The sequence below is a fragment of the Rhizobium indicum genome (genome assembly GCF_005862305.2).
Lineage (GTDB): Bacteria > Pseudomonadota > Alphaproteobacteria > Rhizobiales > Rhizobiaceae > Rhizobium > Rhizobium indicum.
On the sequence record NZ_CP054021.1, the window covers coordinates 3,359,426 to 3,384,227 of the forward strand.

Here is a 24,802-nt window from a genome sequence, read left to right on the forward strand (position 1 = left end):
GATAACGGTATTGGGTACGGGAGGCCAAGATGGCCGCTGTTCTTGATTCTGTCCGCGCATTCTTTGCGCCCACCACTTTCGCCATCGACGCCGAAAATCCTTCGGATGTCGTTGCGCGTGAAAACCTGCTCGACCGCGTCATGGGCCCGGATCGCCGCAAGAAGTCGTCGGAGAAGATCCGCCGCAACCGCGTTCCGGCCGAGGGCCTTGCGCTCGTGGCGCGCGATCGCGACGGCCATGTCATCGGCACGGTGCGGCTTTGGAACATTGAGGCCGGCGTCAATGACGAAGGCACGCCGATCAATGCGCTGCTGCTCGGACCGCTCGCCGTTGCACCCCATCAGGGCGGCAAGGGCATCGGCTCGGCGCTCATGCGCGCGGCGATCCTTGAAGCGAAGAAGCGCGGGCATGGCGCCGTGCTGCTCGTCGGCGATGCTGCCTATTACGAGCGTTTCGGCTTCTTTGCCGAAAAGGTCCGCCATCTCGTCATGCCGGGTCCGTTCGAACGTTCGCGCTTTCTTGCGCTCGAGCTCACGGAAGGCTGGCTTGACGGCGCGGCCGGCATGATCGTCCCCTCGGGACGCATGCTGACCGGTGCGCCGGTTCGCCGCGCAGCCTAGCGCAATTCCAGGAAAAGTGCGGAGCGGTTTTCCGTCCGGAATTGCGCAAAAACAAAAGGTTAGAGCGGTTCTGCGCTTCCATGAAAAGCTGAACCGCTCTAGAGCTGGATTGGGCCGGGTCGGCCCGAAAAGACGCGCGGAGCTGTAAGACTACGCCGACCGGCCGGCCAGGTTGGGAATTTTTCCCCCGGCTGGTAATATCCGCGCCGTTTGACCACGCAGGCAGGCGGGCCTGGTGTGGTTGCGGCGCGGATTGTCTTTCTGGCGAGTGAAGCGGCGCGGTCGCTAGTTCCCCGACGCACGCGGAAACACAATCGCGTGAAATGGGTCGCCGGCACGCGAACATATCGCGACGATATCCTATGTTGCATCGCATGATCCGCCTTCTTTCCCTTCTGCTTCTCTTCTGCCTGCCGCTTGCCGCAACGGGGCCGGTGGCTGCCCAGAGCACGGCTCCCGCCGTCGGCGGGCTTGGCCCGCGTCTCGATCGCGCGGCGAGCGACCCGGCGATGAGGCCTCTCAAGACGGTGATTGTCGCTCGCGACGGACGCGTGCTCAGCGAACGTGGGTTCCATGGTCATTCGCCGTCGGAATCGACCAATATCAAATCCGCTTCGAAGTCGATCATCTCGGCGTTGGTCGGTATCGCCATCGACAAAGGCATGCTGACGGGGCCGGATCAGAAGATCGCGCCGATCCTGAAGGCCGATCTCCCTCTAACGCCCGACCCGCGCATCAACGACATCACCATCGGCAATCTTCTCTCCATGCAGGCTGGGCTCGATCGCATGTCGGGGACGAACTACGGCCGCTGGGTCTCCTCGCGCAACTGGGTGCGCTTTGCGCTGTCGCAGCCTTTCGTCGATCAGCCCGGTGGCGAGATGCTCTATTCCACCGCATCCACGCATCTGCTTTCGGCCATTCTCACCAAGGTCGGCCGGCGGCCGACGCTGGTGTTGGCGCGCGAATGGCTCGGCCCGGTCGACGGTTTCCGCATCGGTGCATGGGAGCGCGATCCGCAGGGCATCTATCTCGGTGGCAATCAGATGGCGATGAGCGCCCGGTCCCTGCTTGCCTTCGGCGAACTCTACCGTAACGGCGGCAAGACCGCCGACGGCCGCCAGATCGTACCTGCCGACTGGATCGCCCAGTCGTGGCAGCAGCGCACCAACTCACGCTTCTCCGGCGATGAATATGGCTATGGCTGGTTCACGCGGCAGATCGGCGGCGAGCAGGTGCACTTCGCCTGGGGTTATGGCGGGCAGATGCTCTACATCGTGCCGTCGCTCGATCTCACCGTCGTCATGACCTCGGAAGAGAGCGGTCCGTCTGCCCGAAATGGCTACAGGGACTTGCTGCACGGTCTCTTGGCGGACATCATCGGCTCGGTGCGGGCCGCTTGACGACAGGGCCGCGTGTCTTTCACACGCGCCAAGGGTGCTGTAGGATTTTGAATGATGCAGCGGGGAAAAACCCGCGATCGTTAAATTTTTAGCGAAGGCTCCAATCAAACCGCAAAACGCTTCCTGTAAGCTCCGCGAGAATTTCGGGAAAGCGCCATGCTGCTGGATCTCAGGACAATCTATTTCATTGTTGCCGTGAGCTGTTTCGTGCTGGGCATTCTCCAGCTTGCAGCCTATGCGACGGGTCGCTTCGAGAGGTGGCCGCTCTGGTGGGGCTTGAGCAACCTTCTTGTCGGCGTCGGCTCGTTTCTCGTCGCGCTGCGCAATCTCGTTCCCTACTCGGTCTCGGTCGACGGCGGCAATATCGTCACCATCGCCGGCTACATGCTGATGTTCTTTGCCGTGCGGGTGTTTTCGGGACGAGCGCTCGACCAGCGCACTTTCTGGCTTGCCATCTTGCTCGTCAGCGTTCCTGTCGTCCTCATCGTCAGCGATCCATCGGCAGTCTCGGCGAGGCTCCTCTACGTCTCCGTCATCTGCTGCCTCTGCGATCTTGCCGTTGTAAGGGAGGCAATCAGCATTGTCCGGCGCGAGAGGCTTTATTCCGCAGCCTTGCTTGTCGGCCTCTACGCCTGCACTGCCGCGATCTTTGCCGTTCGCAGCATTCTCGCGGCGACCGGTGAGATCGGTGGGCCGGATCCTTTCGGCGGCAGTGCAATACACAGCTGGATGGCAGTATCGGCGGTCGCGTTCATCATGCTGCGCAGCATGGCGATGGTGCTGATGGCCGCCGAGCGCAGCCGAAATCAGCTGACCGAACTCGCTCACCACGATCCGCTGACCGGCGCGCTCAATCGCGGCGGCCTTGCCCAGCATCTGCCGGCTCTCGGTTCCCAGCCGGTATCGCTGCTGATCATCGATATCGACCATTTCAAGCAGCTGAACGACAGGCATGGCCATGCTGCTGGCGACGACATCCTGCGGCTTTTCGCCAGTGTTTCGAGGGGCATCATGCGCTCGGACGATCTGCTTGCCCGTCAAGGTGGGGATGAGTTCCTGGCGGTGCTGAAAAACGTTTCCCGGGAAGATGCCGTGGCAATTGCCGAGCGCATCCGTCTCGCCTTCGCCGCTGCCGTCATGCAGCAGCCGGATCTGGCCGTCTTTCCGACGCTGAGCGTCGGCGTTGCCGCGCGTGCGGAAAGCGGTGGAGACTTTGAACGGCTGATGCATAAGGCCGATGAGGCGCTCTATCGTTCGAAGCGCGAAGGCCGCAACCGGGTCGAAGTCTTTGGAGAAAATCAACAAGCTGCGTAGGAACGGGGCAAACTCGTCTATCTCAGAATGATCCTAGATATTCTGGTCCATCGTCTCGGCCGGGATTTCGTCGGCGCGGTGGACGCGCACGAGCGTTGCCGGCACGCCGGCGACCGTGCAATGCTCGGGGACCGGCTTCAGCACGACGCTGCCGGCCGCGACTTTGCTGAAGGCACCGATTTCGATATTGCCGAGGATCTTGGCGCCTGCGCCGATCATCACGCCGTGGCGGATCTTCGGGTGGCGGTCGCCGGTCTCCTTGCCGGTGCCGCCGAGCGTGACGTTCTGCAGGATCGATACTTCATCCTCGATGACAGCCGTTTCGCCGATGACGATGCCCGAACCGTGGTCGAGCATGATGGATGCGCCGATCCGGGCCGCCGGATGGATATCCGGGCCGAAGACCAGCGAAACGAGATTGGCGAGCCAGCTGGCGATCTCCTGACGGCCGGCGATCCAGAGCGCATGGGCGATGCGATGCGTCTCAAGCGCATGAAAGCCCTTGAGATTGAGAAGTGCGTGCAGAAATGTCGTGCAGGCCGGATCGCGCTCGCGCACGGCGATGAGATCGGCCTCGACCTTCCGCATGATATCGTCATCAAGTGTGGACAGGATGAGATCGAACAGATCACCCGTTTCCACCTGCGCTACGGAGAGCCGCGCGGCCAGCACGCGGGCGATGATCTCATTGTTGTTGGCAGTGTCTGTTACCTGAGCGGCAAGCAGCCGCTGCAATATCGGCTCGCGCGCGGCAAGCTCGGCCGCCTCGGCGCGGATCACGGTCCAGACGGATGCGTCGCCCAAAGGCTGCGGCTGTTGCTCGGCCAAACCGAGGCCGGTCGATTTCGGCATTCCCGTTTCCTTTGTCAGCCTGGGCGTCGCGCAAAGCGCCTCCGTGCGGCTCATGTTTCGCCCGGGCAAAGCATTTGGCAAGCCCTGAGCATATTCTAGCCGCCAGACGGTTGCAGGCGAAGTGTCAGCTCCGGAAGCCGGCGCCAATGATAAAGCACGTCAGGCTCCCGTTCTTCGTTGTCGGCGCCATCGGTCTCCTCTTCGGCGGTAAAACCGTGCCGTTCGTAGAAGCTGCGAGCGCCTGCATTACGCTTAAACGTCCAGAGCCTGATCTCGTTCATCTCCTCCTTGGCGCAGCCGAGGAGGGAAGAGCCGATACCCATGCCCTGGAAACCGGGGAGAACGTAAAGCTGCTCTATCCAGTTGTCGCCATAGGCGATGACGCCGACCAGCCGGTTGCCCATGGCAGCACCAAGGATGGTGCAGTTCGGCAGCAGATGCATGCGCCAGTACTGCTCCTCTTCCTCGGGCGTATGCACATCCGGCAGCCAAGGCAGCCGTTGCCACAGGGCGACACGTCTGATTCCGGCCGCGGCTTGCATGTGATCGGCCGTGAGCGCCACGATTTCAGGTTCCGTCAGGGCGTCGTCCATTGCCGGCAACGGGTCTCAAGCCGAAATATCGATGACGCCGCAATCGCCGGCTTCGGAGCCGAAGGCGAGAAGCTTGCCGTTTTTGCTCCAGCTCATCGCCGTGATCGCGCCCTTGCCGGGTCGGCGCAGCAGCGCTTCCTTGCTGTCGGCGATGCGCACGGCGAGGATCATGCCGTCGATGAAGCCGATGGCGAGAATGTCCTCGAGCGGATGGAATTTCACCGCGGTTGCCATGATATTGGCGCGGGTGCCGAGCTCCAGCGGCGCCTTGCCCATCGGCCCGTCCTTGCCCTGGAAGGGCCAGACGATTGCCGCAGGCGCGCCCGAAGACGCGAGCCACTTGCCCTTGACCGACCAGGAGAGCGATTTCACCTTGGAGGGGTAGCCGGTCATGCGCATGTGACGGGCTTCGGTGCCGGGCTTGATGTCGAGCTTCCAGCCGTGCAGTGCGTTTTCCTGCATCGAGGTGACGAGGAAATTGCCATCCGGCGAGAAGGTGACGCCAGTATGTGCACCCTTCCATTCCAGATCGACCGGCTTGGCGTTCATGCCGATCCAGTGCAGCGACACACCGTTGTAGCGCGCCGCGGCGATGCGCAGCCCCTTCGGCGCAAAGGCAAGGCCTTCGACGGTGCGCTCCTCGGGGAATTCCTTGGTCGTGCCATCGGCAAGGCGAACCAGCGAACTCTTGCCGTAGGAGTAGGCAACGGCGCCCTGCGGGCCGGCTGCGACTTGCGAAATCCATTTTCGCGGCGCGGTCGCGATCTCGCTGACGCTGCCGTCGGCGGCAATGCGCAGCACCTTGCCGTCTTCGCCGCCCGAAATCAGGCTCTCGCTGTAGGGATCGCGGATCGCGGTGAGCATGCCCTGGTGGGCTTCGGAAACCCTGTCGCCGCCGTCCAGCCGGTGGAATGTACCGTTTGCGCTTGCGAAGAAGGGAACATCACCTAAAAATTCGACGGCCAGAACGTGGCCGTCGAGATCAAGCGGTGCAACTGTCGGCATTAGGCGGCTGCCTCGCAGGCCTTGAAGGAGGTTTCGAGCTTCTCGCGGTCGAGTTCGCGGCCGATGAAGACGAGACGGCTCTCGTGCTTTTCGCCTTCCTTCCACGGCCGCTGATGGTCGCCCTCGATGATCATGTGCACACCCTGAACGACGTAGCGCTCGGGATCGTCCTTGAAGGCGATGATGCCCTTGAGACGCAGAATATTCGGCCCCTGCGTCTGGGTGATCTTCTGGATCCAGGGGAAGAAGCGCTCCGGGTTCATCTGGCCGCCGCGCAGCGACACCGACTGCACCGTCACATCGTGGATCGCCGACATCGCGCCATGGTGATGGGCGCCATGGTGATGATGGTCGTGGCCGTGCTCATCATGCTGATGACCGTGATGATCGTGATCATGGTCATGATGGTCGTGATCGCAATCGGGGCCGCAGACATGGTCGTCATGGCCGTGCTCGAGGAAATGCGGATCGTTTTCGAGCGCGCGCTCCAGGTTGAAGGCGCCCTGATCAAGCACGCGGGCGAGATCGACGCCGGAGCGGCTGGTCTTGTAGACGCGGGCGGCCGGGTTGATGGCGCGGACGATATCCTCGATCACATCAAGTTCTTCCGGGGTCACGAGGTCGCTCTTGTTGATGATGACGACGTCGGCGAAGGCGATCTGGTCTTCTGCCTCGCGGCTGTCCTTCAGGCGCAGCGGCAGGTGCTTGGCATCGACGAGGGCGACGACGGCGTCGAGCTCGGTCTTGGCGCGCACATCGTCATCCATGAAGAAGGTCTGGGCGACTGGCACCGGGTCAGCAAGGCCCGTCGTCTCGACGATGATGCCATCGAAGCGGCCGGGGCGGCGCATCAGGCCTTCAACGACGCGGATCAGGTCGCCGCGTACCGTGCAACAGACGCAGCCATTGTTCATCTCGTAGATTTCTTCGTCCGACTCGACAATCAGGTCGTTATCGATGCCGATTTCGCCGAATTCATTGACGATGACCGCATATTTCTTGCCGTGATTTTCGGAGAGGATGCGGTTGAGCAATGTCGTCTTGCCGGCACCGAGGTAACCGGTGAGCACGGTAACGGGAATGGGCTTCTGGGTGGAGATCGCGTCGGTCATGAGAACCTCTAGGATTAGGCGTGCGGCCGAGCGGCTTTGGATCGGCTGCTTGAACGGTTGGTCTCATATAATGGCTTGAGCGTGGCAGTTCAAAGGGTTTTATAATGTTATAAGATCACATCGTTTGCGCGGCGCAGGCCCACCTTCACCGGAGCTGTTCGACGTCGAAGGCATCGACATCTTCGAGCAGTTCCGTCAGTCCCTTCACCGCATGGGTAATCAGTGCCTCACCCTTCTCTGCCGTCGCGGCCGCGGCGTTGCCCGCAGCGCCTTGCGTGTTGAGATCCGACATCTTCCAGCCAAAGGCGTGCGGCCCGTAGGCGCGCAGATGCTTGAAGCGCACGGCGAATTCCGTCTGTCGCGAGGAAAAGTCCGCCGCCTTCGCCATATCCACCTTATCGGGATGAAGCGCCAGCATCACCGAGGTCTCGATATCGCCGCCATGGATGCCGATCGCCTTTTCCTCCGGCGTGACCACGCCATCCGGCGCGCCGAAACGGGTCCAGCTCGTCGCCACCGCCAGCATGGCAAAGCGGACCCGCGCCTCGGTCGCGACAATGGTCATGACGGGCGAATTGCCGCCATGGGCGTTCAGCATCACGAATTTGCCGATGCCCTGCTTTGCCAGCCCCTCGGCGATGCCGAGCCAGCGGTTTACCGCTTCGTCGAAGGCAAGCGTCTTCGTTCCTTCAACATCCATATGCTCTATGGAATAGCCGACAGATTCGGCGGGCAGGAAGGTGACCGGCAGGCCGGCGGGCAAGGCCATCTTCAATCGTCCGGCGATACCTTCGGCAATCAGGGTGTCGGTTTCGAAGGGCAGATGAGGGCCGTGCTGTTCGTGGGCGCCGAGCGGCAACACGGCGATCAGATGGCGCCCGTCAGGTGCAAAGGCCGGGTTGCTGTCCTCGAAGCGCGGCGAAGGCGTCATCATCCGGTGGTTGCCTCTTGTTTATGACGAGATCCTGAGCAATGTCATATCGCAGCGGCGTCGGGGCTTAAAGATCAAAGGGATGGCTATGGGAAAGAAGCACAAGGACGGCAAAAAGAACAAGTCCAAGAAGAAGGACCAGACCGAGTATACGCTCGTCGATCTCTCTCCGGCGCTCACCCAGGCGGCGCGTTCCATGCGGACGGTGCTTTCGCGCAACCTGCTCGAAAGCGGCCTCTATGCCGGCCAGGACGGCGTCATTCTCTCGCTTGCCGAGAGCGACGGCATGACGGCCGGCGGCCTTGCCCAGAAGCTCGGGGTCAAGGCGCCGACGATGACGCGCACGATCGGCCGCATGGAGGCGCAGGGCTTTCTCGAGCGCAAGCCCGATGCGGAAGATGCCCGCCTCACCAAGGTCTATCTCACCGAACTCGGCCGCGGCAGCGTGCAGGGGATCGAGATGGCGGCCTCGGCCTGCGACAGGCTGGCGACGCAGGAATTCTCCGAAAAGGAAATCCGCAATCTCGTCCGCCTGCTGAAGGCGATCGATGCCAATCTGCAGGCCGAAGCCATTCATATCGAAGAACCGGACGAAGACTGAAATTTCCCTGAAAGACGAATTGCTTCCACCGATTAAATCTTTTAATTAAACATTTTAAGGGCCGCGCCGGTTTGCTGGCGGGGTCTTGCTGCTTACGTGCTGCCTGGAGGAGGACACGTGGTCCAGAAGATCAAGCTTTCGACAATCGCCGAAACGCTCGGCATTTCAACGGCGACCGTATCGCTCGCCTTACGCGACAGTCCGCTCGTCGCCGGCAATACCCGGGAGAAGATCAAGGAACAGGCGCGCGCGCTCGGCTATATCTACAATCGCCGCGCCGCCAGCCTTCGGACCTCGCGCTCCGGCATCATCGGCGTCGTCGTACACGACATCATGAACCCCTTCTACGGGGAGATCCTGAAGGCGATCGAAAGCGAGCTCGACCGCAGCCGCCACACCTTCATCCTTTCCAACCATTACGACAATGTCGAGAAGCAGCGTACCTTCATCGAGACGCTGCTGCAGCTCGGCGGCGACGGCGTCATCATGTCGCCGGCGATCGGTACGCCGCCGGAAGACGTGCAACTGGCGGAAGACAACGGCATGCCGGCGATCCTGGTCGCCCGCTCGATGGAAGGGCAGGACCTGCCGACCTATCGCGGCGACGACAGCTACGGCATCTCGCTTGCCACCAACCACCTGATCGGCCTCGGTCATCGCTCGATCGCCATGATCGGCGGCACGGACCAGACATCCACCGGCCGCGATCGCTACCAGGGCTATGTCAATTCGCTGCGCAAGGCCGGCATCGAGGTCGATCCGAACCTGCGCATTCCCGGTCCGCGCTCGAAACAGGGCGGTTTCGAAGCTGCAGTGCATTTCCTTTCGCTGCCGCAGAAACCGACCGCAGCCGTTTGCTGGAACGATCTCGTGGCGATCGGTCTGATGAACGGCATTGCGCGCGCCGGCCTGGTGCCGGGACGCGATATTTCCGTCACCGGCTACGACGATCTCGAGGAGGCGTCGATCGCTACGCCTGCGCTAACGACCGTCTGGAACGGTCAGGCCGAGGTCGGGCGCCTGGCCGCCCGGGCGCTGCTCGATCGCCTTGCCGGCAGTCATGAGCCTGACGGTATGCATCTGATCAAGCCGGAAATGCGCATTCGCCAGTCCACCAGTCCCCATCGGCCGCGCGCCTGAACCACGACCGCCATCCAAGAGGAAAAGCCATGTCCCGCATCGCCATTCTCGTTCCTGGGAAGATACACGAGCGTGTTCTCGAAAGGTTGAAGGATCGTTTTGAGATTATCGCCGTCCCGCGCGAGGAGAAGCTTGCGCTCGACGGCGAGATTGCCGGCCGCATCCGCGGCGTCGCCGTATCCGGTTCCTTCCCGGGCGCCTGGATGGACCAGCTGCCGCATGCCGAAGTGATCGCCAATTTCGGGGTCGGTTATGACGGCGTCGATGTGAAACATGCCGCCGAAAAAGGCATTGTCGTCACCAATACGCCTGATGTGCTGAACGATGAGGTCGCCGACACGGCGATCGGCTTGCTGCTGAACACGGTGCGCGAGTTGCCGCGGGCCGAAGCATGGCTGCGTGCCGGCAACTGGAAGCCGGGCACGGCCTATCCGCTGTCACGTTTCTCGCTCAAGGGCCGCCATGTCGGGCTTTACGGCCTCGGCCGCATCGGCCTCGAAATCGCCAAGCGGCTAGAGCCGTTCAAGGTCAAGATCAGTTATCACACGCGTTCGCGTCATGCCGATGTGCCCTATGATTATCACCCGACGTTGAAGGGGCTGGCGGACGCGGTGGATACGCTGATCGCCATCGTTCCGAAGACGCCGCAGACGCACAAGACGATCGATGCCGATATTCTGGCAGCACTCGGCCCTGACGGCATTCTCGTCAATGTCGGCCGCGGCTGGACGGTGGACGAGGAGGCGCTGAGTGCCGCGCTTGCTTCCGGCGCGCTCGGCGCTGCCGGTCTGGACGTCTTCTATGAAGAGCCGACCGTGCCGGCCGACCTGCTGGAACCGACCAATGCCGTGCTGCTACCGCACGTCGCCTCCGCGTCCGTGCCGACACGCAATGCAATGGCCGATCTCGTCGCCGACAATCTCATTGCCTGGTTCGAGAAGGGTGCGGCGCTGACGCCGGTGCCGGAGACGCCACAGAAGGCTTAGGTGGTTGGCACGGCGGACGATGCTTGCCAAGTAACGGATATGGCGCTTCGCCGACGCCGCGCCTTCAGGCGATCGCCTGCACTGACATGACCGGCAGCTTGGCCGCGGCATAGCTGCGGACGGCGTCGCCAAAAGCGGCGAACAGCTGGTTCGAAGACTTGTCGGTTTCAGCCCAATATTCGGGATGCCATTGCACGCCGACGGCGAAGGCCTTGGCGTCGATAACGGAAACGGCCTCCACCGTGCCGTCTTCGGCGATGGCTTCCACCTGTAGGCGTGGGGCGGTTCTGGCGATTGCCTGGCGATGCAGGGAATTCACGCGGATCTCGCCCGGACCGAGAATGCCTGCAATGCAGGAGCCTTCCTTGACATGGACGGTCTGGCGAATGGCGTACATGCCGTCCCGGTCGACGCCTTCTGGCCGGCGGTGGTCCCAGATGCCGGGTTGCTCCTGGATCTCGCTTGCCAGCGAGCCGCCGAGGGCGACGTTCAGCTCCTGGATGCCGCGGCAGATGGCAAGCAGCGGGATGGCGCGGTCGATGGCGCGGCGGATGAGCGGCAGGCTGGTGGCGTCACGGGCGGGGTCGAACGGGCCGTCCTTGTCATTCGCCTCGGTACCGTAGAGCGAGGGATGAACATTGCTGGCCGAGCCGGAGACCAGCAGACCGTCGACGCGGTCGAGGATCGCATCGGTATCGTAGCCCTCCTCGAAAGCGGGGATGATGAAGGCCATGACACCGGATGCGTTCAATGCGGCGCGCAGATATTGATGCTGCACGGCATGCCAGGTCGCGCCGTCGAAGCTACGGATATCGGCAGGAATGGCAACGATCGGTTTCGTCATATCAGCCCCAGTCAAAATCTTTGTGCTCGTCGTTTCTTCCGCCTGAACGGCCGTCAAGTCAACGCTTGGCTGTATCAGGTGGCAAAATTGCGAGGGAAGCGGCACCCTGCCTTCCCGGCTTACGGCTAAGCCGCTGATTCTGATAGATACGTGCGCGTTGCCTTATTGCCGTCTTGATGCCAAAGGCTAATAGACTAAAGCTTGAATCGCGGCTTGCGCCATGCTTAGGTTTGCCCTTGCTGCGGGTAGGGGTGAGATCGGCCGCGCAGTGTCATCTATATGGGAGGTTTTTGATGGATCGTCGTTCGTTTTTCAAGAAGGCGGGAACCGCCAGCGCCGGTGCGGTTGCCGCAACGGCATTGGCAGCGCCTGCGATCGCGCAGGAGAATCCGAAGATCGCGTGGCGCATGACGTCGTCGTTTCCGAAGAGCTTGGATACGATCTATGGCGGAGCCGAGGATATCGCCAAGCATGTCGCCGCCGCGACGGACGGCAATTTCACGATCCAGCCTTTCGCGGCCGGTGAAATCGTGCCGGGCCTGCAGGCCGTCGATGCCGTTGCCGCCGGCACGGTCGAGGCAGCCCATACCACCTCCTATTATTTCGTCGGCAAGGACCCGACTTATGCCATCGGAACGGCCATTCCGTTCGGGCTGAACAGCCGTCTGACCAATGCCTGGTACTATGAAGGCAACGGCAATAAGCTGATGAACGAGTTTTATGCCACGCAGGGCATGTATGCCCTGCCGGCCGGCAATACCGGTGCGCAGATGGGCGGCTGGTTCCGCAAGGAAATCAATACGCTCGATGACCTCAAGGGCGTCAAGATGCGCATTGCCGGCCTTGCCGGCCGCGTCATGGAGAAGGTCGGCGTTATCCCGCAGCAGATCGCCGGCGGCGACATCTATCCGGCGTTGGAAAAAGGCACGATCGATGCGGCGGAATTCGTCGGTCCCTATGACGACCTGAAGCTCGGCTTCCACAAGGTGGCGAAGTACTACTATTATCCGGGCTGGTGGGAAGGTGGCCCGACGGTGCATGGGTTCTTCAATCTCGAAAAGTGGAGCAGCCTGCCCAAGCATTATCAGGCAGCGCTGACCGACGCCTGCGCCTTCGCCAACACCAACATGCTGGCGAAGTACGACACGAAGAACCCAACCGCGCTGAAGCAACTCGTCGCGGAGGGCGCGACGTTGCGCCCTTTCAGCCAGGAGATCATGGAAGCCTGCTTCCAGGCAGCGACGGGCATCTACAGTGAAATCTCGGGCACGAACCAGTATTTCAAGAAGATCTACGACGACCAGACCGCCTTCAAGCGGGACGCCTATCTCTGGATGCAGCTGTCGGAATACACCTTCGATACGTTCATGATGATCCAGCAGCGGGCCGGAAAGCTCTAAGCTTTCCGCCGTCGACGCGTGCGCAATAACAAAACCCCGGATCTCCATCCGGGGTTTTGCTTTTGCTGGACTAGAGCCTTTCCGGGTTAGATTGAAGCATTCTGTTGGCTCAAACGCAGTCGGATGGTCGACCGGCCCGTTTCAGCCAACCCGAAGGGCCGGGCATCTTTCCGCCAGAGCAAAGGCGATCGGCTCGGACGTACCAAGGGGTATGCCCGTCGCCAATCGCCTCTGCCCTGACGAAAACCTGCTCCGGCAGAATGCTGCAATCTAACCCGGAAAGGCTCTATTTGGCCGGTGGCGGCGGTGCTCCCGGCAGGCCGTTCAGCGGCGGCAGGGTCAGGCCTGGGATCTGCGGTGAGCCATTGCCGCCGCCGCCCAGCGGCGGCAGGCCGAGCTGGCCGCCGAAGCCCGGGACTTCGATCTTGATCGAGTTCGGGTCGACCTTCGGGCCGTGATCCAGCCAATAGGTGACCGATTGCGGCCAGAAGATCACGATCGCCACCAGGATCAGCTGCATACCGACCCAGGGGAGAGCCCCCATGTAAATATCCGAGGTCTTGACGTCCTTGCTGGCGATCGAGCGCAGGTAGAAGAGTGCGAAGCCGAAGGGCGGATGCATGAAGCTCGTCTGCATGTTCACGCAGATCAGGACGCCGAACCAGATCAGGTCGATGCCGAGACTGGAGGCGACGGGGGCGAGCATCGGGATGACGATGAAGGCGATCTCGAAGAAATCGAGGAAGAAGGCGAGCACGAAGATGAAGATGTTGACGAAGATCAGGAAACCGACCGGGCCGCCCGGAATGCCCGACAGCATGTGCTCGATCCAGCGCGAGCCGTCCATGCCCTGGAAGACCAGGCTGAAACAGGTGGAGCCGATCAGGATCATCACCACCATGGATGTGATGTGCGTGGTCGATGACATGGCTTCGCGGATCAGCGGCCAGGTGAGGCGGCGATTCATGGCGGCAAGTACAATGGCGCCGACGACGCCGAGCGCGCCTGCTTCCGTCGGCGTTGCAAGACCCATGAAGATCGTGCCGAGCACCAGGAAGATCAGCACGATCGAGGGGACCATGCCCATCAGCACCTTCGCGAGCAGAGCCCAGTTGAAATCGCCTCGCACCTCTTTTGGCAGCGGCGGCATCGATTTCGGCCGGATAATCGACATGACCAGGATGAAGAGCACGAAGATCGTCACCTGCAGGATCGAGGGGCCGATCGCGCCGAGATACATGTCACCGACCGACCTGCCGAGCTGATCGGCGAGAACGACGAGCACGAGCGAGGGCGGGATCACCTGCGTGATCGTGCCCGAGGCGGCGATGACGCCGGTGGCAAGGCGCGGATTGTAGCCGTAGCGCAGCATGATCGGCAGCGAGATCATCCCCATGGTGATGACGGAGGCGGCCACCGTGCCGGTAATCGCGCCGAGTACGGCGCCGACGAGGATGACGGCATAGGCAAGGCCGCCGGGTATGCCACCGAAGAGCTTGCCGGTGCCTTCGAGCAGGTCCTCGGCCAGGCCGCAGCGCTCCAGCACCGCGCCCATGAAGGTGAAGAAGGGAATGGCGAGCAGGAGGTCGTTGGAAAGGATGCCGAAGAAGCGCAGCGGCAGAGCCTGCAGGAAGACCTCGCCGAAATGACCGGTGACGATGCCGATGATGGCGAAAAACAAACCGACGGCGGCGAGCGAAAAGGCGACCGGAAAGCCGTAGAGCATGAAGATGATCATGCCCAGGAACATGGCCGGCGGGATGATGCCGAAATCAAACAAATCCGTGTCTCCCAGCCCGCGTTACTGCAGCGGCTTTTCGTATTTCGTATCGATGCTGATATAGCCGGTGAGCGCTGCGATCCGCTTGACCAGTTCCGAGAGGCCCTGAAGGGAGAGCAACGCGAAGCCGGCAACGAGGATCAACTTGACGGGCCAGCGGATCAACCCACCGGCATTGCCCGATATTTCCCCCTGATGATAGGAGAGCGCGAAGAAGGGCCAGCACAGCCAGGTGAGATAGACGCACGCGGGAAGGAGGAAGACGATGAGGCCGACGATGTCGATCCAGATCTTCGCCCTGTCGGAAACAGAACCATAGATCAGATCGACGCGAACATGCTCATTGTTGCGCAGCGCATGCGAGGCGCCGAGCATGACGACGAAGGCGAAGAGATACCACTGGATCTCCAGCCAGCCGTTCGAACTGTAGTTGAAGGCATAACGGACGATGGCGTTACCGGCGCTGATCAGGCAGCAGAACAGCACCATATATTCGGAAAGTTTGCCCATGAACTGACTGATCGAATCGATCAGCCGGCTTGCGGCCAGAAGTACCGACATTCGCCTCCCCTTGTTCTTGTCCCGCCGGTTTTCCGGCAGTTTTCCCACTTGCAATCGATGTAGACCACGGCCTTTGAAATTGGAAGGATAAATGCCTCGCGTTGGAGTATAGTCTTAGACGCATCGGCCTCGCCGTAGGGCCGTCAAATATTTCAACAACCCAGGCGTGGATAAATTATTTCAGTAATCTCGCCGGTAGGCTGCATTAACTCGCGTAGGCTGTGCAGTTCACCCTATGGTTTTAGAAAATTTGACCAAATGTTTGATTCCATTGAAATCAATTTTTAAAGGGTTGGGCTTAGAATTCCCGCGCACAGGGAAAGTGTGGATGAAGCCAGATAACCCGAACAGGGTCCCAATAGATGTGTATCTGTCGTTTGTGAGTTCCCTCTCCGGGAATCGCATGACGCTTCTTGTTGGCGTGATTGTACATGTTGCGACGTGCCTTGCCGTGGCTGCCAAGACACAATACTCCATCTACATCCTGCTGTCGGTCGCCTTCCTTCTGGTCTTCGGCGCTCGCATGGCCGTCTTCCGGCAGTTCGATCGTGTCGACAAGCAGAGCCTGTCGCACGCCGGAATCGAACGGTGGGAGCGGGTTCTCGTTGCCAGTGGAGCCTGCACCACGGCGCTCCTCGGCATCGCCAGCGGCTACGCCATCTTCGTCGTGCGCGATTCCTTTGCGGAGCTTGCCTGCATTTCCGTCACCATGGCAACCATGGTTTCCGTCGTAGGCCGCAATTACGGTTCGCGCTTCGCAGTCGACCTCCAGACGTTCTTCTGCTGCCTGCCGATGATCGTCTGCAGCCTGCTGGTGCTAGATTTCTATCGCGGCGTGTTGTCGATCCTCCTCATTCCTTTCTGGCTGACGACGCGGGCCATGGCAAACGGCGTGCGCGATTTTCTCTATGAGAACGTCATTGCGCGCCGGGAAATCACCATCATTGCCGACCGTTTCGATACGGCGCTCAACAACATGCCGCACGGCCTCGTCATGGTCGATGCCGAAAACCGCATCCAGGTGGTCAATCGCAAGGCCTGCGAGCTTCTGAAGATCGGTGCGCCGGAGCGGCTGAAGGACCGCGACCTCGGCGCCGTGCTGCGCTACGGCGCGCGCTACAGCTTCATGGATGCCTCGCAGCCGGAGCTCATCCTGCGCCAGCTCACCCAGGTCGCCGAGGGCAGCCTGTCGCGCACGCTCATTCATTTTCCCGAGAGCCTGTCGCTCGAATTCTCCGCCAGCCGCAGGGCCGACGGCGGCGCCGTGCTGATCTTCGAGGACGTGTCAAGCCGGGTGAAGGCGGAGCAGAAGATCCTGCACATGGTGCGCTTCGACGCGCTGACCGGCCTGCCCAACCGGCAATATTTCGGCCAGTTGGTGCAGGAGTATTTTGCCAAGTATCCGAAGAAGAACGGGCCGCTCGGCTTCATGGTGCTCGATATCGACGAGTTCAAACATGTCAACGACATGCGCGGCCATGTGACCGGCGACCATCTGCTCTGCGCTATCGCCGCCCGCATCAAGCAGGCTTCCGGTAATGCCATCCTCGGCCGGCTGATGGGCGATCAGTTCATTCTGTTCTTCCCGCGTGCGAAGGAGCAGGTCTCGCTCGACCGCGAAATCCGCCGCGTTCATGCCGCGATTCAAGGTAACTACGAGGTCGACGAAGTGACTTTTCTCGTTTCGCTCAGCGCCGGCTACGCGATTCTCGAAAGCGACGCGTTCGCGATGGACGAATGGAGCGTCAAGGCGGATCTTGCTCTGTTCGAAAGCAAGTCGCGCTTCAAGGGCGGCATCTCAGGATTCGAGCGGGAGATGGACGGCCGCTATATCGAGCAACAGAAGCTGAAGGCGGATCTGCGCGACGCGGTCTCGGCGCAGGCGCTGCATCTCGTCTTCCAGCCGATGTTCCGGGCCGACGGCTCGCGGATCGAATGTGCCGAGGCCTTGGCGCGCTGGGTGCATCCGGAGAGGGGCTCGATCCCCCCCGATGTCTTCATCCGGCTCGCCGAAGATATGGGCATCATCTCCGACATCACCCGCTTCGTGCTGTTCAAGGCGTGCAGCGAATGCATGAACTGGCCGGAACATATCGCCGTTTCGGTCAACCTTTCGGCGCGGGATCTGCGCGATGCCGACATCCTTTCGGTGGTTGCCGAGGCGCTTGCCCATTCCGGCCTCGCCGCGGCACGACTGCATCTCGAAGTCACCGAGAGCTGCCTGATCGACGAGCCGGCGGCGGTGCGCGCCATCCTGGCGGAGCTCAGGTCCCGCGGCATCACCATTGCCATCGACGATTTCGGCACCGGTTTCTCCAGCCTCAGCTATCTCGACACGCTGCCGCTTGATATCGTCAAGATCGACCGGTCCTTCGTGCGCAACATCGTCGAGGATGCGCGCCGCCTCAAGCTCTTGCGCGGCACAGTCAATCTCGCCCGCGAACTGGGCCTGAAGATTGTCATCGAGGGCGTTGAGACCGAGGAGCAGCTGGCGCTGCTCAACAAGCACCGCAGCGCCGATCTCGTGCAGGGTTACGTTTTCTCGCGGCCGGTGCCTTCCCAGAACATCACGCTGCTACAAGAGGGCATCGGCCGCCGCACCGTCCAGCGCCGTCGCAACAAGGTCGCCTGAGCCGCCTGCAAGTGACTGGTTATCCAGCCGAAAATCTTGCGCCCCGTTAACCTTAATAATTTAAATCCAACGCAAATTCTTAGATTTTCTTGCCTATATGCCGCCGGTATATGATTAATGATCCGTTAACGAGCGGATCGAGAGAATGTCAGACACACTTTTTACGCGTGGCGATTTCAGCAGGAAAATCCTGGAAATTCTGGATAATGTAGAGTATCGCCGCGTCGAAAGCGGCGAAGACATGGAGGAAGTGGAGCGGCTGCGCTACAAGGCCTACAGGGCCCACGGCGCGCTGTCGCTTGCCCCGGAAGGGCTATTGGATGATGTCGATTTCGACAGCCATGCCTATATCTTCGGTCTGTACTATTATGGCGAACTGGTCAGTACGATCCGAATTCATTATGTGACGCCGGAGCATCGTATCAGCCGGTCCGGAGAGGCCTTTCCCGAGGCGATGGATGAGCTTTTGGACGCCGGGCTGACCTTGATCGACCCGGCGCGTTTCGCGGCCGATCCGGAGTTCACCGCCGACATGCCATGGGTTCCCTATCTGACGCTGAGACCCGCCATCGTTGCGGCAGCGTATTTCCGGGCGGACCGCGTTATTCAGTCCGTCCGGCCCCCGCATGCCGCCTTCTACAAGCGGGTCTTCTATGCCGATACCATCGTGCCCGGCCGGCTGGCGGAGAGTTACGGGGTTGACGTGACGCTGATGGCGACGAACGTGATCGAGGTCGGGCGCAAGCTGTTGACGCGCTATCCTTTCTTCATCTCCAGCGCCAGCGAGCAGCGCATGATGTTTTCGCGCAATCCCAACGACACGCTGCCGCCGCTCACCATCATTCCGACGGCGCGTTTCGTGCCGCCAGGCGAACTTGGCACCGATCTGCCGCTGTGATTTCCCTTTCTCCGCGATAGAGAGGCGATGCCGTCAGGGCAGATGAGGGGTGGACGACAGGCGAAAACCGCATCTGTCGCCGGATCTCCTTTCATCCGACCGTTGAGGTCGTCTTCTCGTCCGGATGAGGTCGCTGCGAGGCGCGCCTGCGGCATTCTCATGCATTGCGCTTTCGCCTGTCATTGTGTAATCCCTGCACGTAGGGATTTCCCTCGCCTAGAGGGAAATTAGGCAGCGCAGAGGCATTTCAGGGAGACGATATTTATGGCCGAACATCATACCGGACCGGTCGAGACCGGCGCGCCGATGGATTACAAAGAACATGAAAAGACCTACGACATGTTCATCGCCAGCGCGAAATACGGCTCGATGCTTCTCATCGTCCTCCTGCTTGCTATGACCGCCGGTTTCTTCGGCGGCGCCGGCCTTCTCGGCGGTCTCTTCGTCTTCATCATTCTACTCGCTGCCGGCATCTTCCTGCTCCGCTGATCGCGTAGATTCAGAGGGTCAGAGCGTCCTTTGTGCGTCCGAAAGGACGCACGGCGCTTTGAGGGGAGGAGAGCTTCTCCGAAGCTTTTTGAATGAGGTGCTTGGCCTGCGCAGGGAAGCCTGCGGCGGTCTGGCTGACCCGGAGGAGGGGGCAGTTGGGCAATATCGTTTTCGTTGCAAGGGAAAACACGGGCGAGGAGACGCGCGTCGCCGCCTCCGCTGAGACCGTGAAGAAGATGAAGAGTTTCGGCTTCGACGTCGTCGTCGAAGCCGATGCCGGTGCGGCTTCGCGCATTCCCGACGGGGAGTTCGAGGCCGCCGGTGCCAGGATCGGCAGTTTTGCGGATGCAGCCTCGGCCGACGTGGTGCTGAAGGTGCGCCGTCCCAGCGGATCGGAAATCTCCGGCTATAAAAGCGGCGCCGTGATCATCGCCATCATGGATCCCTACGGCAATGACGAAGCGATCGCGGCACTGGCAAGTGCCGGGCTTTCGGCTTTCGCGATGGAACTGATGCCGCGCATTACCCGCGCCCAGTCCATGGACGTGCTGTCGTCCCAGGCCAATCTCGCCGGTTACCAAGCCGTCATCGAGGCAGCGGCGGTTTATGACCGCGCCATGCCGATGATGATGACGGCAGCCGGCACCGTGCCGGCTGCCAAGGTCTTCGTCATGGGCGCCGGTGTCGCCGGTCTTCAGGCGATCGCGACCGCGCGCCGCCTCGGCGCGGCGGTCTCGGCCACCGACGTTCGCCCTGCCGCCAAGGAACAGGTCGCTTCGCTTGGCGCCAAGTTCATCGCCGTCGAGGATGAAGAGTTCAAGGCGGCGGAAACGGCCGGCGGTTATGCCAAGGAAATGTCCGCCGACTATCGGGCGAAACAGGCGGTTCTGGTTGCCGAACACATCGCCAAGCAGGATATCGTCATCACCACCGCGCTGATCCCCGGTCGTGCGGCGCCGCGCCTCGTTTCGCGCGCCATGCTCGCCTCGATGAAATCAGGTGCGGTCGCCGTCGACCTCGCGGTCGAGCGCGGCGGCAATATCGAGGGCGTCGTCCCCGGCGAGATCGCCGATGTCGAAGGCGTCAGTGTGATCGGTTTCGCCAACATGCCGGGCCGGGTTTCGGCCAGTGCCTCGGCGCTCTACGCCAAGAACCTCGTGACCTTCCTCGAGACCATGGTCAACAAGGAAACCCGGAGCGTCGTCGTCAATCTCGACGACGAACTCGTCAAGGCGACGATGCTGACCTATGCCGGCGATGTCGTTCATCCCGCCTTCGGCGGCGCGAAGAAGGGAGACATGTGATGGCCAGTGAAGCAATGGACAGAGCGCTGGAGCAGCTCGACCAGGCGGTGACCGCCGTCATCACGGCGGCGGCCCAGGCACCGGAAGCGGCAAGTGCTGCGACCGGCGGGGCGATCGATCCCTTCGTCTTCCAGCTCGCGATCTTCGTATTGTCGATCTTCGTCGGCTATTACGTCGTGTGGTCGGTGACGCCGGCGCTGCATACGCCGCTGATGGCCGTCACCAATGCGATCTCCTCCGTCATCGTCGTCGGCGCGCTTCTGGCGGTCGGCATCTCGACCAGCGGGCTTGCCACCGGCTTCGGCTTCGTCGCCCTGGTGCTCGTCTCGGTGAACATCTTCGGCGGTTTCCTCGTCACGCAGCGGATGCTTTCGATGTACCGCAAGAAGGACCGGTGAGGGACTGATGACCAATATCGCAGCCTTCCTCTACCTCGTCTCCGGCGTGCTCTTCATCCTGGCGCTGCGCGGCCTGTCGCATCCGGCCACCAGCCGCAAGGGCAATCTCTACGGCATGATCGGCATGGGGATCGCGATCCTGACGACGCTGGTGCTGGCAACCCCTGACTTCGGCGGTTTCGTGCTGATCGTCCTTGGCCTTGCCATCGGCGGCAGCGTCGGCGCCTATGTCGCCCGCACCATCCCCATGACCTCGATGCCGCAGCTCGTCGCCGGTTTCCATTCGCTGGTCGGCCTCGCCGCCGTGCTGGTCGCAGCCTCCGCGCTCTATACGCCTGCTTCCTTCGGCATTGGCGAGATCGGCCAGATCCACACCGAGGCGCGCGTCGAGATGGCGCTCGGCGTGGCGATCGGGGCGCTGACCTTCACCGGCTCGATCATCGCCTTCCTGAAACTCGATGGACGCATGTCCGGCAAGCCGATCCTGCTGCCCTACCGGCATGTGATCAATGCGAGCCTGCTGGTGCTGATCGTGCTCTTCATCATCGGGCTTGCCGCCACCGAGAGCCATTTCGACTTCTGGGCCGTCGTCGCGCTGTCGCTGGCGCTCGGCGTTCTGCTGATCGTGCCGATCGGCGGGGCCGATATGCCGGTCGTCGTGTCGATGCTGAACTCCTATTCGGGCTGGGCCGCGGCCGGCATCGGCTTCACGCTCGGCAATCTGGCGCTGATCATTACGGGCGCGCTCGTCGGCTCCTCCGGCGCGATCCTCTCCTACATCATGTGCAAGGGCATGAATCGTTCCTTCGTCTCCGTCATCCTCGGCGGTTTCGGCGGTGAGACGGCGTCCGGCGGACCGGATACATCAGACAGGGCGGTCAAGCTCGGCTCGGCCGAGGATGCGGCCTATCTGATGGCCAATGCATCGAAGGTCATCATCGTGCCGGGATACGGCATGGCGGTCGCCCAGGCCCAGCATGCGCTGCGCGAGCTCGCCGATAATCTCAAAAAGAACGGCGTCGAGGTGAAATATGCAATCCACCCGGTCGCAGGCCGCATGCCCGGCCACATGAACGTGTTGCTCGCCGAGGCGAATGTTCCCTACGACGAGGTTTTCGAGCTCGAGGACATCAACTCGGAATTCGCCCAGGCCGACGTTGCCTATGTCATCGGTGCAAACGACGTCACCAATCCGGCGGCGCGCGACGACAAGACCTCGCCGATCTACGGCATGCCGATCCTCGACGTCGACCGGGCAAAGACCTGCCTCTTCGTCAAGCGCTCGCTCGGCTCGGGTTATGCCGGCATCGACAATACGCTGTTCTACAAGGACGGCACGATGATGCTGCTGGGTGACGCGAAGAAGATGACCGAGGATATCAACAAGGCGCTCGCGCATTGATCTACGCCAATGCAGCCGCCCTTCGGGCGGCTGTTTGATTTATGCGGCACGCCACTGCTGTCTGCCTTCTGGCCGGCCGCTTTTTGTCAGGTCTCTCCCGGCACGAGTGTCATCTTTTCGACGCCGATCGCCAGGTTCAGGCCTTCCTGAGCCTGGACGTTCAATGGCTGCAGCATGAAGGCCTTGTCGGTGCCGCCGGCGATGATCTTGGCGCCGGCGCCTGCACCGATGCTCGCATCGGCGCCGATCCCGTAATATTCGCCGGCAAGGGCGAATTGCGGGATATCCGTGCCGGTCTTTGCCAGCACCTGCCAGATCATGACGCTCTTGCCGGTCTGGCCGATATCGAGGCCGAATTTCTCGATTTTGCCGGCATAGACTGCCTTGGCGCCGCCGGCCGCCGACGTGTAGGTGCAGATAAGGTTCTTCTGCGAGGTGACGATCAGACCCTGGCCGCCATCCGATCCACAAACCAGACGGCCAAGCGTGACATAATTTTCCGCGCCCGCCGGGCTCGCCCAGGCAGCGGCTGTCAGTGCCGCGGCTGCGATCATCGTTTGCTTGAACATGGTCTTTCTCCTTTGGAATGACCTGTCCGAAACGGGTGGAGGTAGCGATTGTTCCGAGGCTTTTATTCCCGCTCCAGCGTGGCGCGCTGCGCCGTCAGCACCCATAACAGGCCTTCCGGCCGGAAATCGATCTCAACCGTGCCGCGGAAGGCGGAGGCGGCATGAGCCTTGATAACGGTCGTGCCGAAGCCCGAGCGCGACGGCTCGGTGACCGGCGGGCCGCCGCGTTCTTCCCAGGTGAAGCGGAGCAGGGCATCCGGCTTGTCTTCCTCGCTGACATCGCGCCATTCGAAGCGGACACGGCCTTGCGGTACGGAGAGCGCACCGTATTTCACCGAATTGGTGGCGAGTTCGTGCAAGGCGAGGCCGAGATTCTGCACGGCATCCGGCTTCAGCACGAAGTCTTCGCCGCTGATGTCGATCTGCTCGCGCGATTGCGGGAAGGCGTGCAAATGGATGTCGACGACCCGCCGCAGCGACACGCCTCCCCATTGTTCGCTGGTCAGGAGCTCGATCGAACGCACCAATCCTTCGAGGCGGTCGGAGACGGCGGCGCGGAAGGTCTCGACGCTGTCGGACTGCTTGGCGAGCTGGCGCATCATTGCCTGGGCAAGCGTCAGAAGGTTTTTGGTGCGGTGGACAAGCTCGTGCATGACGAAACGGAGCCGGTCCTCGGTCTCGCTGCGATCGAAAGAGGCATTCGAAAGGGCAATCGCCACCTGGTTGGCCTCGATGACGCTGGTCTCGACCGGCGAGACGATATGGCCTTCGCCCATGCGGTTCGCCATGTCGGCGATATCGCGGATGGTGGTGCGCACCTGTCTTGCGACGGCATAGGCACCCAGCACGGCGACGAGCACCAGTGCCACGCCGCCGATGATGAGGAAACGCCAGGTGCTGAGGATCGAAGCCTGGGCGATCGGTCCCCAGATCACCGTCTTCCAGGACCAGCCGGGGATCTGGGCATAACCGAGGAGCATGTGCGGCAGGATCGTCTCGTCCTGGAAGACACCGCGGGACGCGATGAGTGCCGGCAGAATGCGCGGATCGAATGGCGTGCCGGGTTCGAGATTGGCGGGGCCGGTGGCCGCGACGACGTGGCCGCTTTCATCGATGACGGCGGCCGACCAGCCGGAGGCAAGACCCTCGGTGGTCACGAGCTTGCCCAGATCCTTCGCGTTTTGCGTGATGATGAGGGCTGCGACGGGCTCATTCTTCCGCGGCAGGGTGACGTTATAGACCCATTCGCCGCTGGTCCGGCCGCGAAAGACGTCGGAGGCTTCGATGCGACCGGACGCCATGACCGCCTCGAGGGCGGGGATGTTCGCCGTCTTGCCGAGCGGTGTGCCGAACGCACGGCGCGTGTTCAGGAGCTGCTGGCCGGTGTGGTCAACGGCGATGACGAAAAGCGTATTGTCTCTGAGGGCCGTTTCGGTGCGCTCGTGGAAGGAGGCGAGATTGCCGTTTTCCAGCTCCGGTGAACTCGAAAGCAGCCGTAGCGTCGTTGCCATATCCTGGAGCTGGCGGTCGATGATGCGCGAAAGGGCGAGAGCATCCTGAGCCGTTTCGCGCCTCAGCGTCGAGCGCTGGTTGTCCTCCAGCTGCAGCAGAAGCAGCGTCACAAAGGCGAAGATCGGCAGTGCGATTGCCACCGCCATGGCGACGAGGTAGGTGCCGATCGAAGCCTTGGGAAAGAACAGCGCAACCAGCTTCATCTGCCGACCCACATGGCAGGCGCCACTGCAAAATCGCTTGAATCGAAACGATTTAAGGGTGAAATTGTGCAGGGATTCAAAATGTGACAGCGCCCTTCGCGCTTCAGAAAAGACGCGCGGCGCTGTAATGCGCGTGGCCCGCAACGGTTTTCGCTTGCGGCCAGGAAAGCAAAGATCCGCATCTCTCGCAAACCGCCCCCAACACGTGTTCGAACATCCGATAGCGGGCTATCGAAGCAGGTCCATGTTAGGG

The 24,802-nt window shown here is 61.6% G+C and carries 23 protein-coding genes; 13 read left to right on the forward strand and 10 right to left on the reverse strand.

What is annotated here, in order from left to right:
* The first annotated feature begins 29 nt into the window (after nt 1-29).
* The 3 genes from FFM53_RS16405 to FFM53_RS16415 all read left to right on the forward strand — a co-directional run bounded on the left by FFM53_RS16405 (nt 30) and on the right by FFM53_RS16415 (nt 3,337).
* Nucleotides 30-620, forward strand: a complete 591-nt coding sequence (locus FFM53_RS16405; protein ID WP_138390592.1) for a GNAT family N-acetyltransferase — start codon at nt 30-32, stop codon at nt 618-620.
* A 374-nt stretch (nt 621-994) separates the two neighbouring features.
* The gene (locus FFM53_RS16410) at nt 995-2,023 is read left to right on the forward strand and encodes a serine hydrolase domain-containing protein (protein WP_173863011.1); all 1,029 of its coding nucleotides are present in this window, start codon (nt 995-997) and stop codon (nt 2,021-2,023) included.
* A 156-nt stretch (nt 2,024-2,179) separates the two neighbouring features.
* The gene (locus FFM53_RS16415) at nt 2,180-3,337 is read left to right on the forward strand and encodes a GGDEF domain-containing protein (RefSeq protein WP_138390591.1); all 1,158 of its coding nucleotides are present in this window, start codon (nt 2,180-2,182) and stop codon (nt 3,335-3,337) included.
* A 33-nt stretch (nt 3,338-3,370) separates the two neighbouring features.
* Here FFM53_RS16415 and cysE read toward each other — a convergent pair whose 3' ends face one another.
* The 5 genes from cysE to FFM53_RS16440 all read right to left on the reverse strand — a co-directional run bounded on the left by cysE (nt 3,371) and on the right by FFM53_RS16440 (nt 7,833).
* Nucleotides 3,371-4,189 (reverse strand): serine O-acetyltransferase, encoded by an 819-nt coding sequence (gene cysE / locus FFM53_RS16420; RefSeq protein ID WP_138390590.1) that lies wholly within the window; start codon nt 4,187-4,189, stop codon nt 3,371-3,373.
* 95 nt (nt 4,190-4,284) lie between these two features.
* Nucleotides 4,285-4,782: a GNAT family N-acetyltransferase gene (locus tag FFM53_RS16425; RefSeq protein ID WP_138390589.1), complete on the reverse strand. Its 498-nt coding sequence runs from the start codon at nt 4,780-4,782 to the stop codon at nt 4,285-4,287.
* Nucleotides 4,783-4,797: 15 nt separating this feature from the next.
* A complete protein-coding gene (locus FFM53_RS16430; RefSeq protein WP_018243596.1) occupies nt 4,798-5,787 on the reverse strand; it encodes a WD40 repeat domain-containing protein in 990 nt (329 codons plus the stop codon).
* Nucleotides 5,787-6,899 carry a CobW family GTP-binding protein gene (locus FFM53_RS16435; RefSeq protein WP_138390588.1) on the reverse strand — a complete coding sequence of 371 codons (1,113 nt, stop codon included), beginning with the start codon at nt 6,897-6,899 and terminating at the stop codon, nt 5,787-5,789. The genes FFM53_RS16430 and FFM53_RS16435 overlap by 1 nt, the downstream gene beginning before the upstream one ends.
* A gap of 145 nt (nt 6,900-7,044) precedes the next feature.
* The gene (locus FFM53_RS16440; RefSeq protein WP_138390587.1) at nt 7,045-7,833 is read right to left on the reverse strand and encodes a creatininase family protein; all 789 of its coding nucleotides are present in this window, start codon (nt 7,831-7,833) and stop codon (nt 7,045-7,047) included.
* Between the two features lie 85 nt (nt 7,834-7,918).
* Here FFM53_RS16440 and FFM53_RS16445 point away from each other — a divergent pair, with 85 nt between their 5' ends.
* From FFM53_RS16445 to FFM53_RS16455, 3 genes are all read left to right on the forward strand, one after another.
* On the forward strand, nt 7,919-8,431 hold the full coding sequence (locus FFM53_RS16445) for a MarR family winged helix-turn-helix transcriptional regulator (RefSeq protein WP_025396056.1): 513 nt from the start codon (nt 7,919-7,921) through the stop codon (nt 8,429-8,431).
* Nucleotides 8,432-8,548: 117 nt separating this feature from the next.
* A complete protein-coding gene (locus FFM53_RS16450) occupies nt 8,549-9,571 on the forward strand; it encodes a LacI family DNA-binding transcriptional regulator (protein WP_003542973.1) in 1,023 nt (340 codons plus the stop codon).
* Nucleotides 9,572-9,600: 29 nt separating this feature from the next.
* Nucleotides 9,601-10,557 (forward strand): 2-hydroxyacid dehydrogenase, encoded by a 957-nt coding sequence (locus tag FFM53_RS16455; protein WP_138390586.1) that lies wholly within the window; start codon nt 9,601-9,603, stop codon nt 10,555-10,557.
* A 64-nt stretch (nt 10,558-10,621) separates the two neighbouring features.
* Here FFM53_RS16455 and FFM53_RS16460 read toward each other — a convergent pair whose 3' ends face one another.
* A complete protein-coding gene (locus FFM53_RS16460; protein WP_138333306.1) occupies nt 10,622-11,401 on the reverse strand; it encodes a gamma-glutamyl-gamma-aminobutyrate hydrolase family protein in 780 nt (259 codons plus the stop codon).
* Nucleotides 11,402-11,694: 293 nt separating this feature from the next.
* Here FFM53_RS16460 and FFM53_RS16465 point away from each other — a divergent pair, with 293 nt between their 5' ends.
* Nucleotides 11,695-12,801: a TRAP transporter substrate-binding protein gene (locus tag FFM53_RS16465; RefSeq protein WP_018243590.1), complete on the forward strand. Its 1,107-nt coding sequence runs from the start codon at nt 11,695-11,697 to the stop codon at nt 12,799-12,801.
* A 286-nt stretch (nt 12,802-13,087) separates the two neighbouring features.
* On the opposite strand, the gene FFM53_RS16470 is transcribed toward FFM53_RS16465, so the two are convergent.
* Both FFM53_RS16470 and FFM53_RS16475 read right to left on the reverse strand, forming a co-directional pair.
* Entirely contained in the window at nt 13,088-14,581 is a 1,494-nt protein-coding gene (locus tag FFM53_RS16470) for a TRAP transporter large permease (RefSeq protein WP_011653546.1), read from the reverse strand.
* Between the two features lie 21 nt (nt 14,582-14,602).
* Nucleotides 14,603-15,142 carry a TRAP transporter small permease subunit gene (locus tag FFM53_RS16475; RefSeq protein WP_029871859.1) on the reverse strand — a complete coding sequence of 180 codons (540 nt, stop codon included), beginning with the start codon at nt 15,140-15,142 and terminating at the stop codon, nt 14,603-14,605.
* Between the two features lie 328 nt (nt 15,143-15,470).
* Here FFM53_RS16475 and FFM53_RS16480 point away from each other — a divergent pair, with 328 nt between their 5' ends.
* From FFM53_RS16480 to FFM53_RS16505, 6 genes are all read left to right on the forward strand, one after another.
* Entirely contained in the window at nt 15,471-17,774 is a 2,304-nt protein-coding gene (locus FFM53_RS16480; RefSeq protein ID WP_138390585.1) for a putative bifunctional diguanylate cyclase/phosphodiesterase, read from the forward strand.
* Nucleotides 17,775-17,919: 145 nt separating this feature from the next.
* A complete protein-coding gene (locus FFM53_RS16485) occupies nt 17,920-18,672 on the forward strand; it encodes an N-acyl amino acid synthase FeeM domain-containing protein (RefSeq protein ID WP_138390584.1) in 753 nt (250 codons plus the stop codon).
* A 264-nt stretch (nt 18,673-18,936) separates the two neighbouring features.
* Nucleotides 18,937-19,161, forward strand: coding sequence for an aa3-type cytochrome c oxidase subunit IV (locus FFM53_RS16490; RefSeq protein WP_003542954.1), 225 nt, complete (start codon nt 18,937-18,939; stop codon nt 19,159-19,161).
* A 155-nt stretch (nt 19,162-19,316) separates the two neighbouring features.
* Nucleotides 19,317-20,465 (forward strand): Re/Si-specific NAD(P)(+) transhydrogenase subunit alpha, encoded by a 1,149-nt coding sequence (locus FFM53_RS16495; RefSeq protein ID WP_138390583.1) that lies wholly within the window; start codon nt 19,317-19,319, stop codon nt 20,463-20,465.
* Nucleotides 20,465-20,863, forward strand: coding sequence for a proton-translocating transhydrogenase family protein (locus FFM53_RS16500; RefSeq protein WP_003542949.1), 399 nt, complete (start codon nt 20,465-20,467; stop codon nt 20,861-20,863). Before FFM53_RS16495 ends, FFM53_RS16500 begins: the two co-directional genes overlap by 1 nt.
* A gap of 7 nt (nt 20,864-20,870) precedes the next feature.
* Nucleotides 20,871-22,265 carry an NAD(P)(+) transhydrogenase (Re/Si-specific) subunit beta gene (locus tag FFM53_RS16505; RefSeq protein ID WP_138390582.1) on the forward strand — a complete coding sequence of 465 codons (1,395 nt, stop codon included), beginning with the start codon at nt 20,871-20,873 and terminating at the stop codon, nt 22,263-22,265.
* An 86-nt stretch (nt 22,266-22,351) separates the two neighbouring features.
* Here FFM53_RS16505 and FFM53_RS16510 read toward each other — a convergent pair whose 3' ends face one another.
* Both FFM53_RS16510 and FFM53_RS16515 read right to left on the reverse strand, forming a co-directional pair.
* The gene (locus FFM53_RS16510) at nt 22,352-22,834 is read right to left on the reverse strand and encodes a DUF992 domain-containing protein (RefSeq protein ID WP_138390581.1); all 483 of its coding nucleotides are present in this window, start codon (nt 22,832-22,834) and stop codon (nt 22,352-22,354) included.
* A 62-nt stretch (nt 22,835-22,896) separates the two neighbouring features.
* The gene (locus FFM53_RS16515) at nt 22,897-24,549 is read right to left on the reverse strand and encodes a sensor histidine kinase (RefSeq protein ID WP_138390580.1); all 1,653 of its coding nucleotides are present in this window, start codon (nt 24,547-24,549) and stop codon (nt 22,897-22,899) included.
* Nucleotides 24,550-24,802: the final 253 nt, after the last annotated feature.

Coding starts and splice junctions, on each gene's coding strand:
- FFM53_RS16405 (WP_138390592.1), top strand. CDS start 30: ATGGCCGCTGTTCTTGATTCTGTCCGCGCATTCTTTGCGCCCACCACT.
- FFM53_RS16410 (WP_173863011.1), top strand. CDS start 995: ATGATCCGCCTTCTTTCCCTTCTGCTTCTCTTCTGCCTGCCGCTTGCC.
- FFM53_RS16415 (WP_138390591.1), top strand. CDS start 2,180: ATGCTGCTGGATCTCAGGACAATCTATTTCATTGTTGCCGTGAGCTGT.
- cysE (WP_138390590.1), bottom strand. CDS start 4,189: ATGCCGAAATCGACCGGCCTCGGTTTGGCCGAGCAACAGCCGCAGCCT.
- FFM53_RS16425 (WP_138390589.1), bottom strand. CDS start 4,782: ATGGACGACGCCCTGACGGAACCTGAAATCGTGGCGCTCACGGCCGAT.
- FFM53_RS16430 (WP_018243596.1), bottom strand. CDS start 5,787: ATGCCGACAGTTGCACCGCTTGATCTCGACGGCCACGTTCTGGCCGTC.
- FFM53_RS16435 (WP_138390588.1), bottom strand. CDS start 6,899: ATGACCGACGCGATCTCCACCCAGAAGCCCATTCCCGTTACCGTGCTC.
- FFM53_RS16440 (WP_138390587.1), bottom strand. CDS start 7,833: ATGATGACGCCTTCGCCGCGCTTCGAGGACAGCAACCCGGCCTTTGCA.
- FFM53_RS16445 (WP_025396056.1), top strand. CDS start 7,919: ATGGGAAAGAAGCACAAGGACGGCAAAAAGAACAAGTCCAAGAAGAAG.
- FFM53_RS16455 (WP_138390586.1), top strand. CDS start 9,601: ATGTCCCGCATCGCCATTCTCGTTCCTGGGAAGATACACGAGCGTGTT.
- FFM53_RS16460 (WP_138333306.1), bottom strand. CDS start 11,401: ATGACGAAACCGATCGTTGCCATTCCTGCCGATATCCGTAGCTTCGAC.
- FFM53_RS16465 (WP_018243590.1), top strand. CDS start 11,695: ATGGATCGTCGTTCGTTTTTCAAGAAGGCGGGAACCGCCAGCGCCGGT.
- FFM53_RS16475 (WP_029871859.1), bottom strand. CDS start 15,142: ATGTCGGTACTTCTGGCCGCAAGCCGGCTGATCGATTCGATCAGTCAG.
- FFM53_RS16480 (WP_138390585.1), top strand. CDS start 15,471: ATGAAGCCAGATAACCCGAACAGGGTCCCAATAGATGTGTATCTGTCG.
- FFM53_RS16485 (WP_138390584.1), top strand. CDS start 17,920: ATGTCAGACACACTTTTTACGCGTGGCGATTTCAGCAGGAAAATCCTG.
- FFM53_RS16490 (WP_003542954.1), top strand. CDS start 18,937: ATGGCCGAACATCATACCGGACCGGTCGAGACCGGCGCGCCGATGGAT.
- FFM53_RS16500 (WP_003542949.1), top strand. CDS start 20,465: ATGGCCAGTGAAGCAATGGACAGAGCGCTGGAGCAGCTCGACCAGGCG.
- FFM53_RS16505 (WP_138390582.1), top strand. CDS start 20,871: ATGACCAATATCGCAGCCTTCCTCTACCTCGTCTCCGGCGTGCTCTTC.
- FFM53_RS16510 (WP_138390581.1), bottom strand. CDS start 22,834: ATGTTCAAGCAAACGATGATCGCAGCCGCGGCACTGACAGCCGCTGCC.
- FFM53_RS16515 (WP_138390580.1), bottom strand. CDS start 24,549: ATGAAGCTGGTTGCGCTGTTCTTTCCCAAGGCTTCGATCGGCACCTAC.